This is a genomic window from Pectobacterium parmentieri (assembly GCF_001742145.1).
Taxonomy (GTDB): Bacteria; Pseudomonadota; Gammaproteobacteria; order Enterobacterales; family Enterobacteriaceae; genus Pectobacterium; species Pectobacterium parmentieri.
Genome location: NZ_CP015749.1, coordinates 3,765,379 through 3,781,742 on the forward strand (window position 1 = coordinate 3,765,379; position 16,364 = coordinate 3,781,742).

A 16,364-nucleotide genomic window follows, 5' to 3' on the forward strand; every position below is an offset into this window, starting at 1 on the left:
TGTTAGACCTAACTCACCAACATACTTACCTGTTTTTAACAGGCGCAATATAGTCGTGGCAAGAATTCAATGCAGGGAGAGACGGAGCTTTAATTATGGGAATAGTTGAAAAAGATTTTGTTGGTTGGAGAATGAATAGCTCAAATTTCGACTCCAATTTAAATAAGGTAAAAAGTGCAATTATCCTTATCGAAAATAAACTCATGGTAAAGTTACCAATCGAATTCAATGATTATTTAACATTAACAAATGACGAGGCCATTGCACCTATTAGAAAAAAAGAGTATTGCCTTGCCAAATATGCTCAAGGCGTTAGATCTGTACGCACATCTGTTTTATTCCCATCAGAGCAAGTCATCGAGTATACAAAACTATCCCAAGAGTCCATATACGACGAACGATATTTGTTGCCTACTGGTCTGATAGTTATCGGTTCGAACTATGATGGTGACTCTGATTCTTGTATCATCTACGATGTTAGACCTAATTCGCCAACATATTTACACGTTTTTAACTGGCGATATTATGTTGATAATGTAGTTGTGAGCGAAGGCCTGGGACTGCTTGCTCATTCTTTGAAAGCATTTCTCAGCACACCAACAGCGATAGATGCGTTGTAATTTATGCTAAAGGTATCATCGGTACAGACAGAAGCATATAACTCAGAATCAATACATAGTGGGCATTCAATGTGCCGAAATGGGGATGCTAAATGACAATTGAGAAAACAGACCTTAATAATTGGGATATGGATGAACCTAATTTCATTCCAGATGTGAATAAAATAAATTCATCTATAACATTCATTCAAAATGAGTTGAAAGTAATCATTCCTAATGAAATGCAAGAACTGATGTTTTTGACAAATGATAAACCGATTGGTCCGACAGAGGGTATTGATAGTGTTTTGGTTAAATATAATGATAAAACAATAATTATTAACATAGAAATCACCTATAGCAGTAATTATATCGTCGAATATACAAAGCTGTCCCAAGAATCCATTTATGAAAAACGATTTTTGTTACCAAATGGATTAATTGTTATAGGTTCAAGTTATGATGATGCGGGTTATGCTTGCCTGATTTACGATGTAAGACCTGACTCTGTTACATATAAACATGTATTCCACTGGCGACATTATGTTGATAATTTAATTATGGGCGAAGGATTAGGATTAATTGCTCACTCACTGAAAGAATTTCTAAGCATGCCAACATCAGAAGATGCGTTGTAATTTATACGGGTAGAAGCACGTTTGCCTAAAAATCGAACCGAACCCAGCGCCACTGCGGGGTGAACCGATTATTAATGTGGGAAGCCGGCTGTCACTATCAATGGTATTGCAGTGGTAGACGGCAAAGCGTTATTCAAGAACACCAACTGTGGCATCGGACTGAGCTGTTACACCCTGCAAGAAAGTATTTCATCTCTTCTACCGCAATTCATCTATAACTAAGTGAACGGTAAGCAGTAGAAACGCCACCCTGCATCAACAATAATAACTGGCAGGAGTTCACATGCATAAACATCGCAAACCCACTGAAGCCGACGTTACTCCGGAATCCCTCTTCTATCAGCGTCGGCGCATATTAAAAGCACTGGGTATTTCTGCGGCGGCGCTCGCATTGCCGCTTTCCGCACAGGCCGATCTGCTTGCCTGGTTTAAAGGCAGCGATAAACCCAAAGCCCCGCCGGGTAAACCGCTCACATTTAGCCAACCTGCGGACTGGAAACTCGATCTTCCACTCACGCCGGAAGATAAGGTCACGGGCTATAACAACTTCTATGAATTCGGCTTAGACAAAGCCGATCCGGCAGCCAATGCAGGTGGATTAAAAACCGAAGGCTGGACCATCAAAATCGATGGCGATGTCGCTAAACCTCTCACGCTGGATATTGACGATTTGCTAAAACGCTTTCCGCTGGAAGAGCGGATCTACCGTTTTCGCTGCGTCGAGGCATGGTCGATGGTGATTCCGTGGGTCGGGTTTGAGCTGGCTAAGCTGATTAAATTCGCCGAACCTACCAGTAACGCGCGCTACGTAGCATTTCAGACGCTTTACGACCCAGAACAGATGCCGGGGCAAAAAGATCGCTTCATGGGCGGCGGGTTGGAGTACCCCTATGTAGAAGGGCTGCGGATGGATGAAGCGATGAACCCCTTGGCACTGCTGGCTGTCGGTGTTTATGGCAAGACACTGCCACCGCAGAACGGCGCGCCCATCCGTTTAGTCACGCCGTGGAAATACGGATTCAAGAACATCAAATCCATCGTCCATATCCGGTTTACCCGTGAGCGCCCCCCTTGCACATGGAATCTGGCGGCCTCGGACGAATATGGTTTCTACGCCAACGTTAACCCGCATGTGGATCATCCGCGCTGGTCGCAGGCCACAGAGCGCGTCATCGGTTCAGGTGGCCTGCTTAACGTTGAACGCCAACCCACGCTGCTATTTAACGGCTACGCAGAACAGGTCGCCTCACTGTACCGCGGCCTGAATTTGCGCGACAATTTTTAGCCATAATATCCTACCGGGATAGGAACTCACCTCAGCATGAGACTGACTTTACAACATATTAATCGGCTAAAAGTGCTACTCCATCTGGCAGGTTTTCTGCCGCTGCTGTGGCTGATATTGTCGGTCGATCAGGGGTGGTTCAGTGCCGATCCCGCCAAAGATATCCAGCACTTTACTGGCCGAATGGCGCTAAAGTTGTTGCTGGCGACGCTGTTGGTCACACCGCTGGCGCGCTACGGCAAACAGCCACTATTAATTCGCTGCCGACGTCTTCTCGGGCTATGGTGTTTTTTCTGGGCGACGCTACATCTGGTGAGTTATTCGCTGCTGGAACTGGGCCTGGACCATTTGGCTCTGTTGGGTAAGGAATTGATATCCCGCCCGTATTTAACGCTGGGGATCATAAGCTGGCTGATTTTACTGGCACTGGCGATAACCTCACCGCAAGCCATGATGCGCAAGTTGGGATCTCAATGGCAAAAACTGCATAATTTCGTCTATTTAGTCGCCATCCTTGCACCTATCCACTATCTTTGGTCAGTTAAAACGCTGTCCCCACAGCCCATTTTGTATGCGTTAGCGGCGCTGATATTACTGCTGTTCCGCTATAAGAAATTCCGTCAATGGTGGCGCTAAGCGCGGTGTTAACACAGGAAAAAGCGCTTGCTAACCACCGCAAGATCTACGTCTTCTCACGACCTGGCGCAGGAATATCTCCGCAGATAAGACCAGTAATTAGCTGCGAATTGCCACGATATGGTTATAATGCTCGACTTTACCTTCTCGGGCCGGACAATTTTCGTCACGAAAGGTGACAAACGAATAGCTTCGCGCTATTTTGTGCGACACCAAGTCAATCGCGGGAGATAGCAGCACAATGGCAGAAAATTTTCACATTTTGCTCTTGAATGGTCCAAACCTGAATCTGCTAGGTACCCGGGAGCCAGACAAATACGGTAAGACGACGTTAGCAGACATTGTCAGCGGACTGGAAACACAGGCGCAGACACTGAACGTGAAGTTTTCCCATCTGCAATCCAATGCGGAACATGTCCTGATCGATACCATCCATCAGGCCAGAGGAAACACAGACTTCATTCTGATTAACCCGGCGGCATTTACCCACACCAGCGTTGCACTACGTGATGCTCTGCTGGCGGTCGCCATTCCGTTTATCGAAATTCATCTGTCCAACGTGCACGCACGTGAGCCTTTTCGTCATCACTCCTATCTTTCTGATGTTGCGGTAGGCGTGATATGCGGCCTGGGGGCAGATGGTTATCAGTATGCTTTACAGACGGCGGTAAAACGCCTGTCAACTTCCAATTAAACAAAAGAGTACGGAACCACATCCATGGATATTCGTAAAATCAAAAAACTGATCGAACTGGTTGAAGAGTCCGGCATCGCCGAACTGGAAATTTCTGAAGGTGAAGAATCAGTACGTATCAGTCGTGCCCCAGCCGCAGTTAACTACCCGATGATGCAACAGGCCTACGCAACGCCAATGATGCAGCCACAGCCTGCTCTGGCCGCCGCCGTTGCACCAGCGCCAGTGGAAACTGTAGCCGCACCGGCTGCCATCAGTGGGCACATCGTTCGTTCTCCAATGGTTGGAACCTTCTACCGCACCCCAAGCCCGGATGCTAAATCTTTCGTGGAAGTGGGTCAGCACGTCAACGTTGGCGATACCCTGTGCATCGTCGAAGCCATGAAAATGATGAACCAGATCGAAGCCGACAAAGCGGGCGTGGTTAAAGCCATCCTGGTCGAAAACGGTCAACCGGTTGAATTTGACGAGCCACTGGTTGTCATCGAATAACGAGGCTTATCATGCTAGATAAAATCGTTATCGCTAACCGCGGAGAGATTGCGCTGCGTATTTTGCGTGCCTGTAAAGAGCTAGGCATCAAAACCGTCGCCGTTCACTCCAGTGCGGATCGCGATTTGAAACACGTATTGCTGGCGGACGAAACCGTGTGTATCGGCCCAGCACCGTCAACAAAAAGCTATCTGAATATCCCAGCGATTATTTCCGCTGCAGAAATCACCGGCTCCGTCGCGATCCACCCCGGCTACGGTTTCCTGTCCGAAAATGCGGATTTTGCCGAGCAGGTTGAACGTTCTGGCTTTATCTTCATCGGCCCACGCGCAGAAACCATTCGCCTGATGGGCGATAAAGTGTCTGCCATCACCGCAATGAAAAAAGCAGGTGTTCCAACCGTACCAGGCTCTGATGGCCCGCTGACCGACGACATGGACGCTAACCGTGTTCATGCAAAACGCATCGGCTATCCGGTCATCATCAAAGCCTCTGGCGGCGGCGGCGGTCGTGGCATGCGCGTGGTGCGTAGCGACAAAGAGCTAGAACAATCCATCAACATGACCCGTGCGGAAGCCAAAGCGGCTTTCAACAACGACATGGTCTACATGGAAAAGTACCTGGAAAACCCACGTCACGTGGAAATTCAGATTCTGGCTGATGGTCAGGGCCATGCCGTCTATCTGGCCGAGCGTGACTGCTCTATGCAGCGTCGCCACCAGAAAGTGGTGGAAGAAGCGCCAGCACCGGGCATTACGGACGAGCTGCGTCGCAATATCGGCGATCGCTGCGCCAAAGCCTGTATCGATATCAACTATCGTGGTGCGGGTACGTTCGAGTTCCTGTACGAAAACGGTGAGTTCTACTTCATTGAAATGAACACCCGTATTCAGGTGGAGCATCCGGTCACCGAGATGATTACCGGCGTGGATCTGATCAAAGAGCAGTTACGTATTGCTGCTGGTCAACCGCTGTCCATCAAGCAGAAAGACGTCAAGGTTCGCGGCCATGCGGTAGAATGCCGTATCAACGCGGAAGACCCAAACACGTTCCTGCCAAGCCCGGGTAAGATTACGCGTTTCCACGCACCGGGCGGCTTTGGTGTCCGTTGGGAATCGCATATTTACGCCGGTTATACCGTACCGCCGTATTACGATTCCATGATCGGCAAGCTGATCACCTACGGTGAAACCCGTGAGATCGCGATTTCCCGTATGAAGAACGCGCTGGCTGAACTGATCATCGATGGCATCAAAACCAACATCGAACTTCAGATGAAGATCATGAGTGATGAAAACTTCCAGAGAGGTGGCACTAATATCCACTATCTGGAGAAGAAACTCGGCTTGCAGTAACGCTGCACGATTGAGCTAAAAGGCCAGCACATGCTGGCCTTTTGTTATTGATGCCTACGCGGTATTAGTATTGGTAAGCAACACCTAACCAATAATTCCGTCCTTCCTCAACATACCCTTCCTGATAAGCGTAAGCCGTATCAAACAGATTATTTACGGATGCATTCACGCTGAAACCCGCACCCAGACGATAATCCACCCGCACATTGGTCATCGCAAATCCGCGCGTTTTATCGTTATTATCTGAATTATTGAATCCCCAGCTACGCGCTTCTTCCATCACCGTAATGCTGACCGGCTCAACAGGCGTGATCGTTGCCCAGGCAAATACCTTATGCTTCGGCAGATCCACAATGTTGCCAATGTCTTTGCGTTTCGCATCACTATGAATCAGCCCATAGTTAACTCCGACGGTTAGCCAGTCTTTGACATCACCGTGAATGCCCAGATCCATACCGTAGTAATCCACCCGGCCACTGTTACGGTTTTGGATCAGGCTCGGCGTAATGTTATGCGCCAGAATCGCATCCGATACCCGGTTGTAATACACGCTGGCATCGTAGCCCCAGCCTTCGGTAAGGCCACCGCGATAGTTCAGCTCAAGGTTTTGTGCACGCTCTGGTTTTAAGTTTGGATTAACCAATGCGGTCTGATTTTTGGCAGGCTTAGACGTGGTGTAACGCTCTTTCAGCGTGGGGAAACGGCTGCGTTCAGACAGCGATAATTGCAGCTCATCGCGATTATCGAAGCGATATTTCGTCATCATCTGCCAGTTAAACGCATCCTGATTATTTTGGTCATAATTCGTCAGGGTGCCATTCTTCTCATGCTTCATACCCTGCTTACTGTCGCGCCAGTCGTAGCTCACGCCAAATACCGCGTCCAGCTTGTCGGACAGATTCCACTGGTATTCACTTGCCATCGACCAGGTACGATCTTTATAGCGATCGTAAGGCGCATCCAATGCCCCTTTTTCACGATGCACATCATCTTTCCAGTGTATGGCAAACGACAGTTGATCCAGTTCGCGCATATCAATGCCTAATTGCAGCCCCGCGCCGTTACTGAAATCCGCATAGTGGCTATAGTTCCCAACCTTGCTTTTGAAATCCGCCAGCGTTTTATACATCAGCAAGGTATTTTCAAATTCATCGTGATAGAAGCGGCTTTTTAACGTCATTCTGTCACTTAACTTTGTCGTACCCTGATAGTAATAACTTTTCTTGTTGTAGTCCGGCCATTGCCAATAACGTGCCGACTGACTGCTGTTGCCCGCATAAGGCGGCGTATTCTTTTCACCTTCCTGATTGATGTAGGTGAACGTATATTCATCTGATTCACGTGGTGTAAACCCAACCTTAAGCATGCCGCGCTTATCATCGTTGGCGGAATTCATCCGTTGGCCTTCACTACCGGCAGTCGGGTTATCAACTCCATGGGGCAACCCGGTAAACCGTTGCTTCTGGCGGCTACCGCTAATCTGAAAGAACCCCAGCTCGCTTTTCCCGCCAAACGATGCATCCATGTTATGGGCATTGTCACGCCCGCGTGACCAACCCTGATTCACACGCACATTGGCTTCCAACTCTTTTTTCGGCCGCAGCGTCGTGAGGTTAATCGAGCCTCCCATTTGATTCGGGCCTTGCAGCAAAGAGGTATACCCTTTAGACACCTCAACCGCTGCCAAGTCGGAAGCCTGGAAACGGCCAAGATCCAGATTCCCATCATAGGGAACATAAATCGGCACGCCGTCGAGGAAAACCGGCACTTGTCGGCTATCAAATCCGCGGACTTTCACCTGTTGCTCGCTGCGTCCGCCTGACTTTTGTAACATCACACCCGGCACGATATTCAGCGCTTCCGCCACGTTGCGTCGATTTAATCGGTTAATGGTTTCCTGATTGACCACATCGTTGGTCGCCGCGACCGGACTGCTCCACACCGTCATCACGTCCTTATCCTTCGTGGCCTCAGCCGTTTCACCAGCGGCGGCATAAGCACAAGAGGCTGGTAATAAACTGACGGACAACAACCAACTTAATTGTTTTATTTGCATGACATTGTTCCCTTAAAAAAACACATTGCTGTATAAATTTTTATATAACGATAGATATCACCGTTTCTCCCGACCCGATCGTTCGGGAAAGCGGCGTTAGAGTATTGGGGTTAAAACAACGCGAATATCGGCGGAAGGCGCATGGTAAGGTGCAGAAGTGACCAACAACGACACCCCCGTTGCGGCATAACGTTGAACCGTTTGCAGGTTAATTCCCCCCGCCGCCGACACCCTACAAGCAGGCGCATGCCGGGCCGCGTAAGACAACGTGGATGCCACCTGCTCAGGCGTAAACTTATCAAGCTGTAGGACATCTGGTCCAGCGTTGAGCGCCTGTATCGCCTCATCGGGATGATCCACTTCAACGATGATCGCTTTCTCCGGTGCAGCGTGACGCAACTGAGCAATGTGAGAGACCCAATCATCCTGATGCGGCAAAAAACGGCGGTGATTTGTGAAGAGCAGAACAGTTTCTGCGCACCCCAGGCGATGCACGATACCGCCTCCAGCCAGCACGGCCAGTGTCGAGAGCGGTTTCGTGCCGGGAATAATTTTACGCGTACAGGCAATCTGCCCGGATGGAACCTCGCGAATATAAATAGCCTTCATTTGATACAGATATTCGCTGACACCACAGCACCATTCCAGTACGTTCTGTGTGACCTTCCACCCTTGATGTAACGCGGCAACCTTTCCTGTCGCAGCCAGCATCGCCTCACCGGGCTGCACGCGTGCACCTTCCTGAACGCCATATGTCACTTGCAGTCCCAACCGCTGCAACAAACGTTCCGCCACTGGCATGCCACTCACACATCCGCCCTGACGATGGAAAAACGTGATTTCCCCCTCTCCCTGCCCAATTCCCAGCGCACGGGTGGTGACATCGCCGTACTGAATATCCTCCAGCAGGAGTTGGTCAAGGTACGCATCTGGGATGTAAATCATCGTGTAAACTCCGCATGTGGCACCACATCCCAGTAGACAAACGCCCAATCCCTCGTCGGCGAAACGAGCGGAATATCATCATGTTGGTGTGCATCGTAATAGATTCTCAGGCGCTGTATTTCTTCCTCATTCAGCTTGCCTAATGACCAGGCCACGCCTTCCGCAAAACGTTCGAATGTTTCGGCATGTCTTTGGCAATTCTGCCCGCGAATAAAGCTCACGTTGGCGTAAATCCCCATGCGATAGAGGATATTTACGGCATAGATATAGTTCGGTAGCGATGTCGACGTTCGGCCGATAGCCGCCGAAATCCGTGGATCGACAAACGTAGGAGAAACCGTATGGGTGGTGTACACCCGCAGTCGAGCTTTCTGGTTTAGCTTGTAGAGTGCAGCCGCCAAATCCATGACCAGCGTAGACCGCGACGCCACGACAATGTCGCAGTCGGGCAAATTCGCCCAGTCATCTTCCCAGGCTCGGTGAGCAAACGTTGCATTCGTTATCCCCATGGCATCAGCCCGACGGCGTGCCACGTCCAGCATGCCCTCGCTGTAATCGATGCCGTAAACCTGTTCAAGCCGCGACGCTACATTCAAACACACCGAACCCGGCCCGCATCCTACATCCAGCAGCGTTTTAGCATCCGAAAAATCCATATTGGCGATGAACTGCTCCAGATACGGATCGCGTGGCCCTGCGCACTCTACTGCCATGTTTTCTGCGCGCTTATCCCAGTGTTCAGGTGTTTTGGCCGTTCTGGCCGCCCGCGCCATATGCGCCTGATAAAGCGCTGAAAAATCAATCTCATCAATAATCATATTCTCTTCCTGACTTCTCTTTTTATTAGATGCCGCTTACCTGCACTCAGGTACGGAAATGGGCGTGTATATCCGCTTCTTTGACGCCATACAGCGCCGCGAGCCTCGCGGGTGCCAGCAGCACGTCCGGGCTTCCTTGTTCCGTACCCGCCCCGGGGTGCAGCAAGACCACGTTATCCGCCACAGCTCGCGCATGCTGGGGATGGTGTGTGGACATCAGCACCGCAATACCGCTTTCTTTAAGCCGTTTGATGTGTGCCAATAATCGAATCTGATTGCCAAAATCCAGACTGGCTGCCGGTTCATCCATCACCATCAGCAAAGGTTGTTGTACTAATGCGCGAGCAATCAGCACGCGCTGTCGCTCTCCACCGCTCAGCGTCGCGTATGAGCGCTGGCTCAACGACAGAATCCCAAGCTGGGATAACACCGCTTCAGCACACGCGATTTCACGCTTTCCCGGTGTGGAAAAGATCGACAAACGGGGGTGGCATCCCATCAGCACCATATCCAACACGCGAAAAGCAAAGGGAGAGTCATGCGCCTGAGGCACATAGGCCGCAACATTCGCGAGCGCCTTGGCAGACCATGCAGTAATGGGTTTTTCGGCGATGTGTATCTGGCCGGAAAAGGCAGGGATCAAGCCCAGCAGGGTACGCATCAGCGTAGTTTTGCCGCTGCCATTCGCGCCCAGCAAGCAGGTAATCTGCCCGGATGGCAGTGAAAATGAGATGTCACGATTCACCACGGTGCGGCCATATCCGACGCTAACCGCCTGAAGCGTGGCGATACAGGTATCCATCATGCTCTTTCCCCTCTCAACAGCAGGAGCAGAAAGAAGGGCGCACCAATGGACGATGTCAGAATGCCTAAAGGCAGTTCAATCGCGGCCAGCGTACGTGCCAGTGTATCGGTGAGTAACAGTAGCAGCGCACCGACAGCAATAGAAACGGGCAATAGCCGATTGAAATTGTCTCCGACGATCAAACGGCAGATGTGTGGCACCACCAGCCCTATCCACCCGATGATTCCCGCAATCGACACGGCACTGGCGGTAATTAACGTCGCAGCAAAAATGAATAACAGCCGGGTATAACGAATATTCACCCCCAGCGTGCGGGCTTCTTCATCCGGCAGGCTCAACAGATTCATACGCCAGCGCAGTAACATGAGCGGAGCCAACCCAATCATAATTAGTATCGCTGCAACCTTTAAGTCTTGAACAGTGGTGGCGGAGAGCCCGCCCAATAGCCAGAAGGTAATTGATGGTAACTGAGTATAGGGATCGGCCAGGATCTTGATCAACGCGATCGCCGCGCCACCTAATGCACCGATCGCCATGCCGACCAACACCAATGCCAATACGGGATCGTGTCGCTTCGCCATACGCGCAATCAGACAGACCAGCGTCACCGCTCCCAGCCCACCAGCAAACGCCAGAAGCTGAATAAACAGCATGGGTAAGCCGAGGAAAATCCCGAACGTCGCCCCCACGCCAGCTCCCGCAGAGACGCCGAGAATATCGGGGGACACCAGAGGATTACGGAACATACCTTGATAAGCCGCACCGGCGGCGGCCAATCCGGCACCAATTAGCATCGCCGCCAACATGCGCGGCAAGCGAATGTTCCAGAATACGGTCGCTTTACGTGGTTCAATCGACGACGTTCCCTGCGGAGAAGTGATAATTTGCAGAATTTCATGCACAGAGAGGGAATAGTGCCCCACCGCTAATGCGAGCAGTGCACTGCTGATAAGCAAAACCCCCAGCAACAGAGCAAGAGTGTGAATCCTCATGCCACTCTCAGCAGGTGTTCAAGCTGCTCATCATTGAGATCGGTATGGTAAAACAGGCGGAAAAACGCTCGGGTATCGCTTTTAAGTTGCTGGGCTGCGGCAGGGTCAAAATGGCTTTGTAAACGACACAGCCCCAGCAGCCGGTTTAGACCAGGCGGCGCATCCAGCCAGCCAAACGGCAGACCGGACATCAGGATAACGCGCTGCTGTGCCACCGCATCTACACCTTGCCATTGCGCGGAATGTGTAATGTGCTGATAGCTCTGCACATCCTGCGTGATGATAAGATCCGGGTTCCACGTCAGAATGTGCTCCATCGACACCTGAGTCAGCGTGTTTAATTCTCCAGCGGTCGCGACGTTATCAAAACCCAACAGCTCTACCGCTTCGGTATGAAGCGAGCCACGCAAACCCGTTTCCAGCCCCATCGCCCCACGAGCAAAATAAAAACGCGGTTTCTCGGTTTGTGCGCTGGTACGGTAAGCATTGGCTCGTTGTAAAATAGCCTCAGCAAACTGTGCTTGCTGCTCTGCCCGCACCGTAACATTCAATAACTGCCCCACCTGCCGGAGCTGTGAAGGCGTATCCTGAAGACCACCATCCACCAGCACGTAAGGCACGCCGGTCTGCTGCGAGGTTCTCTGCGCCAGTGAGCGATACGTTTCATCGGCACTTCCGCAATCAATAATGATATCGGGGTTCAGCGTCAGCAGCTTTTCCAGCGATAACGTACTCGCTCGGCCTGATAAGCGCCCCAAGCGTGGCAATCGACGGACAGTTTCAGAAAATAATGCCCCCGACTCACCCGACAAATCGAATGATGAAAAACCCAGCAGCTTTTCCGGTACCAACGCCAGTAGCAGCAGATCAGCAGGAGGCCCTGCGCTGATCACACGCTGAATATCAGAAGGTTCAGGAATCTGGCCAAACCGCCCAGCAATTCGGTCAAACGCATGCGCAAAAGAAGCAGGTAAGAAAGACAACGCAGAAAGTGTCGCCAGATACGACAAGAAAGTCCGTCTGTTCATTCCCATGATGATCCCAAAGTTAAATAACAACGCTATATATATTTTTATATACCGACATTATCCACACACTAAATTCAGGGTCAATCACTCGGATCACATTTCCAGCGATATTAGACGTTGATAACCAGTACAATAAATGCGATGCGTTTTATCAATTCACAAAGAGAATGGGAAAGAAGGGAGAAATAATCTGCGGGAAAGAATAAGCCGATAAACCCGTATCCGTCGGTTTTTTATCGGCTAAGCGCGATATGATTTACGCAAAAAAGCAGTAATTATTTCCGGGTAGCCAGAATAATGCTGGAAGCCTTCACCAACGCGATCAATTCACTGCCCACCTCAATCTGCATATCTTCCGTGCTTTCATTGGTAATGGTTGATGTCAACGTCAAACCACCGCTGGTAACCAACTGTACCGTCGAGTTTACGGCACCTTTAATGACAGAACTCACCTTACCGTGAAACTGGTTGCGGGCAGAAAAAGTCAAACCACATTCAGCCGATGCCAGAATGACCCAGGGTGCTTTCACTAAGGCAATGGCGGGCTTACCGACAGCCAACGCCATCGAATCACAACTGGTTCGCGTAATGACTGTCGTTAGCTTATCTCCGCTCTCCAGCGTCAATGCGACTTCATTGTTTACTGCACCCTCAACAATAGAAGATACCGTACCCGATAATTGATTTCTTGCTGAAACTGACATAACGACTCCTTTGGGTTCATCTTTAACATAGACGGTAGACACAATATCACACTGATAGCGGGAAGCTGCGACATGATGAATTGTCTGATTGTTATATCCACCGATACATAAGCAACATGATGCGCGGCCCCATCAATCGGGTGGCACGACTATTATTTCGCTTCCGCATCACCAATATTCAGCGTTGTCGTACCTGAAGGTGAAATAATAGCGGAATAGTATGCTTTCCCCTGAGAAAATTATGCGATACGACTTCCATCATTCGCTAATTACCTCAACATTAACAAACCACATACCTAATTAGAGTTATTTCCATGGCGAGATATCTGCTATATTCGCCCATATCGATCGGTGATGTTGCCGAAATAAGAAAGTGACATGCCTAATACTGGTCACTTAACCCCGCTGTTAGGGGAAACACAGGGGGAGGTTTCCGCAGGGGGGATGAATTCTATGTGGTCACCCCATGTATTTCGATACTTAAACGATGATATTCCACGCCACACCGCTTTTTGACACATTCTGATAAAGCGTTTTTTTCACCAACTACTGAGTACCCTGCTGCTGGCTTTTGCACCTATGACGTAATTCTTACTAGTCAATTGGCCCACATGCCGTAAAATTCCCGCTTTCGTCATCACGACACTCATAACAATACCTATGCTCCCATTTACGGTGGAGAAGAACATGGATACACGCTTTCCTCAGGCGCACAAAGAGGCACGCTGGGCTTTCGGCCTGACGCTGGTTTATTTAGTGGCCTGGGTGCTTGCCGCCTATTTGCCTGACAACACACAAGGGATAACCGGCCTTCCACACTGGTTTGAGATGGCCTGCCTGCTGCTGCCGCTCGTGTTTACGCTGCTGTGCTGGCTCATGGTGCGCGTTATTTTCCGCGATATCTCACTGGAGAGTGACGATGCAAATTGAGATTTTATTACCGCTGATTGGCTACCTGCTGCTGGTCTTTGGACTGTCGGTCTATGCGTACCGTCGCCGTCAGGCGGGTAACTTTCTTAATGAGTATTTTCTCGGTGGCCGCTCGATGGGCGGGTTTGTGCTGGCGATGACGCTCATTGGCACCTACGTCAGCGCCAGTTCTTTTATCGGCGGGCCGGGTGCGGCGTATAAATACGGGCTGGGCTGGGTGCTGCTTTCGATGATCCAGCTTCCCACGATGCTGCTATCGCTCGGCATTCTGGGGAAAAAATTCGCCATTCTGGCTCGACGTTACAATGCCATCACGCTGAATGACATGCTGTACGCCCGCTACAACAGCCCGCTGCTGGTATGGTTCGCCAGCATCAGCCTGCTGGTGGCGTTTATCGGTGCGATGGCCGTGCAGTTCATCGGCGGCGCACGCCTTCTGGAAACCGCCGCGAACATTCCTTATGACATCGGCCTGCTGATTTTCGGCGTCACCATCGCGCTGTACACCACGTTTGGCGGCTTCCGCGCCAGCGTGCTCAATGATGCGATGCAGGGCATCGTGATGTTAATCGGTACGGTCATCCTGCTGGTCGGCGTGATTTATGCCGCTGGCGGCTTACACAGCGCAGTGGATAAGCTGCAACAAATCGACCCGATGCTGGTATCGCCACAGGGCAGCGGCGGCATTCTGTCGATGCCGTTTATGGCTTCATTCTGGGTGCTAGTCTGCTTCGGCGTCATCGGCCTGCCGAACACCGCCGTTCGCTGCATCTCTTACCGCGACAGCAAAGCACTGCACCGTGGAATTATCATCGGTACAATTGTCATCGGTATTCTGATGCTCGGCATGCATCTGGCTGGGGCGCTGGGGCGTGCCGTTATGCCAAATCTGACGATTCCCGATCAGGTTCTACCGGCGCTGATGGTCACCGTGCTGCCGCCGCTGGCCGCGGGGATCTTTCTCGCCGCGCCAATGGCCGCTATCATGTCCAACATTAATGCGCATTTGCTTCAGGCGTCTGCCACGATCGTCAAGGATCTCTATCTCAGCGTGCGCCCAGAGCAGATCCATAACGAACGTCGCATCAAGATCCTGTCCAGCGTGACAACCCTGCTGTTGGGGCTGCTGGTACTGCTGGCCTCCTTACGGCCACCGGATATGATTATCTGGCTGAATCTGCTGGCGTTTGGCGGGCTGGAAGCGGTGTTCCTGTGGCCGCTGGTGCTGGGCCTGTATTGGGAACGCGCGAATGCTGCGGGTGCGCTTAGCGCCATGTTCTCCGGTGCCATTTGCTATACCTTACTGGCCAGCTTCAATCTTCAGTTGGCCGGATACCACCCTATCGTGCCATCGCTGTTACTCAGCCTGATGGCGTTTATTATTGGCAATCGCTTTGGTCATAACCCACCAGCGCCAGTTGCCGCTTCATCTTCACTTTAAATGTAATAGAGACTGCTATGCCGTGGATTCAACTGAAAATAAACACCTCAGGAAAGGTTGCTGAACAACTGGGTGACACCATGATAGAAAGCGGTGCGGTATCCGTTACGTTTCAGGATACGCACGATACTCCCGTGTTTGAACCGCTGCCGGGCGAGACCCGTCTGTGGGGCGATACCGACGCGATTGCGCTGTACGATGCCGAAATCGACATGAACGCGGTTATCTCCATGCTGGAACAAGATCCGCTGCTGGGCGTGGGTTTTAAGCACAAGATCGAACAGTTGGAAGACAAAGACTGGGAACGTGAGTGGATGGATAACTTCCACCCGATGCAGTTCGGTAAACGTCTGTGGATTTGCCCAAGCTGGCGTGAAATTCCTGACCCGAGCGCCGTCAACGTGATGCTCGATCCCGGTCTGGCGTTCGGTACCGGCACCCACCCAACGACGTCACTGTGCCTGCAATGGCTCGATGGACTGGATCTTGAAGGGAAAACCATCATCGATTTCGGCTGCGGCTCCGGCATTCTGGCAATTGCCGCTCTGAAACTGGGTGCAGCACGCGCTATCGGGATTGATATCGATCCGCAGGCAATTCAGGCCAGCCGCGACAACGCACAGCGCAACGGCGTTTCTGAGCGTCTTGAGCTTTATCTGCCGAAAGACCAACCTGCCGACCTGTCTGCCGATGTCGTCGTCGCCAACATCCTCGCTGGCCCACTGCGCGAACTGGCACCGCTGATTAGCGATCTGCCAAAAGCAGGCGGTCACCTCGGCCTATCCGGCGTGCTGTCCACGCAGGCCGATGGCGTCGCAGAAGCCTACGCAGACAAGTTCACGCTCGACCCCGTGGCTGAACGCGAAGAATGGTGCCGCATTACCGGCCAACGCCGCGCATCGTAATAACGTTCTCTTTTAATAACATTCCCTTTTAGTCCCGCCCA

The 16,364-nt window shown here is 51.1% G+C and carries 17 protein-coding genes; 10 read left to right on the top strand and 7 right to left on the bottom strand.

Annotated elements, in window-relative coordinates; genetic code table 11:
• Positions 1–95 precede the first annotated feature (95 nt).
• The 7 genes from A8F97_RS17075 (at position 96) to accC (ending at position 5,699) form a co-directional block, all read left to right on the top strand.
• Positions 96–620, top strand: a complete 525-nt coding sequence (locus A8F97_RS17075; RefSeq protein WP_012822072.1) for an SMI1/KNR4 family protein — start codon at positions 96–98, stop codon at positions 618–620.
• A gap of 92 nt (positions 621–712) precedes the next feature.
• Complete coding sequence (locus A8F97_RS17080; RefSeq protein WP_014698507.1) at positions 713–1,237, top strand: SMI1/KNR4 family protein; 525 nt, start codon at positions 713–715, stop codon at positions 1,235–1,237.
• A gap of 283 nt (positions 1,238–1,520) precedes the next feature.
• Complete coding sequence (gene msrP / locus A8F97_RS17085) at positions 1,521–2,522, top strand: protein-methionine-sulfoxide reductase catalytic subunit MsrP (protein ID WP_012822070.1); 1,002 nt, start codon at positions 1,521–1,523, stop codon at positions 2,520–2,522.
• A 36-nt stretch (positions 2,523–2,558) separates the two neighbouring features.
• Positions 2,559–3,158, top strand: a complete 600-nt coding sequence (msrQ, locus tag A8F97_RS17090) for a protein-methionine-sulfoxide reductase heme-binding subunit MsrQ (protein WP_012822069.1) — start codon at positions 2,559–2,561, stop codon at positions 3,156–3,158.
• Positions 3,159–3,399: 241 nt separating this feature from the next.
• Entirely contained in the window at positions 3,400–3,852 is a 453-nt protein-coding gene (aroQ, locus tag A8F97_RS17095) for a type II 3-dehydroquinate dehydratase (RefSeq protein ID WP_012822068.1), read from the top strand.
• 24 nt (positions 3,853–3,876) lie between these two features.
• A complete protein-coding gene (gene accB / locus A8F97_RS17100; RefSeq protein WP_012822067.1) occupies positions 3,877–4,344 on the top strand; it encodes an acetyl-CoA carboxylase biotin carboxyl carrier protein in 468 nt (155 codons plus the stop codon).
• Positions 4,345–4,355: 11 nt separating this feature from the next.
• Positions 4,356–5,699 (top strand): acetyl-CoA carboxylase biotin carboxylase subunit, encoded by a 1,344-nt coding sequence (accC, locus tag A8F97_RS17105; RefSeq protein WP_012822066.1) that lies wholly within the window; start codon positions 4,356–4,358, stop codon positions 5,697–5,699.
• Positions 5,700–5,763: 64 nt separating this feature from the next.
• Here the strand turns inward: accC and A8F97_RS17110 are convergent, their stop codons facing one another.
• The 7 genes from A8F97_RS17110 to A8F97_RS17140 all read right to left on the bottom strand — a co-directional run bounded on the left by A8F97_RS17110 (position 5,764) and on the right by A8F97_RS17140 (position 13,047).
• A complete protein-coding gene (locus tag A8F97_RS17110; RefSeq protein ID WP_033072312.1) occupies positions 5,764–7,755 on the bottom strand; it encodes a TonB-dependent receptor plug domain-containing protein in 1,992 nt (663 codons plus the stop codon).
• A gap of 96 nt (positions 7,756–7,851) precedes the next feature.
• Positions 7,852–8,700: a ModD protein gene (gene modD / locus A8F97_RS17115; RefSeq protein WP_033072313.1), complete on the bottom strand. Its 849-nt coding sequence runs from the start codon at positions 8,698–8,700 to the stop codon at positions 7,852–7,854.
• A complete protein-coding gene (locus tag A8F97_RS17120; protein WP_012822063.1) occupies positions 8,697–9,518 on the bottom strand; it encodes a class I SAM-dependent methyltransferase in 822 nt (273 codons plus the stop codon). The genes modD and A8F97_RS17120 overlap by 4 nt, the downstream gene beginning before the upstream one ends.
• A gap of 46 nt (positions 9,519–9,564) precedes the next feature.
• The gene (locus A8F97_RS17125) at positions 9,565–10,323 is read right to left on the bottom strand and encodes an ABC transporter ATP-binding protein (protein WP_014698502.1); all 759 of its coding nucleotides are present in this window, start codon (positions 10,321–10,323) and stop codon (positions 9,565–9,567) included.
• Positions 10,320–11,315: a FecCD family ABC transporter permease gene (locus A8F97_RS17130; RefSeq protein ID WP_014698501.1), complete on the bottom strand. Its 996-nt coding sequence runs from the start codon at positions 11,313–11,315 to the stop codon at positions 10,320–10,322. Before A8F97_RS17130 ends, A8F97_RS17125 begins: the two co-directional genes overlap by 4 nt.
• A complete protein-coding gene (locus tag A8F97_RS17135; RefSeq protein WP_025920061.1) occupies positions 11,312–12,349 on the bottom strand; it encodes an ABC transporter substrate-binding protein in 1,038 nt (345 codons plus the stop codon). The genes A8F97_RS17130 and A8F97_RS17135 overlap by 4 nt, the downstream gene beginning before the upstream one ends.
• Before the next feature lie 269 nt (positions 12,350–12,618).
• The gene (locus A8F97_RS17140) at positions 12,619–13,047 is read right to left on the bottom strand and encodes a TOBE domain-containing protein (protein ID WP_012822059.1); all 429 of its coding nucleotides are present in this window, start codon (positions 13,045–13,047) and stop codon (positions 12,619–12,621) included.
• 687 nt (positions 13,048–13,734) lie between these two features.
• On the opposite strand from A8F97_RS17140, the gene A8F97_RS17145 reads away from it, so the two are divergent.
• The 3 genes from A8F97_RS17145 to prmA are packed head-to-tail and all read left to right on the top strand — an operon-like array spanning position 13,735 to position 16,323.
• Positions 13,735–13,977 (top strand): YhdT family protein, encoded by a 243-nt coding sequence (locus A8F97_RS17145; protein WP_010681541.1) that lies wholly within the window; start codon positions 13,735–13,737, stop codon positions 13,975–13,977.
• A complete protein-coding gene (gene panF, locus A8F97_RS17150; RefSeq protein ID WP_012822058.1) occupies positions 13,967–15,418 on the top strand; it encodes a sodium/pantothenate symporter in 1,452 nt (483 codons plus the stop codon). Before A8F97_RS17145 ends, panF begins: the two co-directional genes overlap by 11 nt.
• Positions 15,419–15,435: 17 nt before the next feature.
• Entirely contained in the window at positions 15,436–16,323 is an 888-nt protein-coding gene (gene prmA / locus A8F97_RS17155) for a 50S ribosomal protein L11 methyltransferase (protein ID WP_033072314.1), read from the top strand.
• Positions 16,324–16,364: the final 41 nt, after the last annotated feature.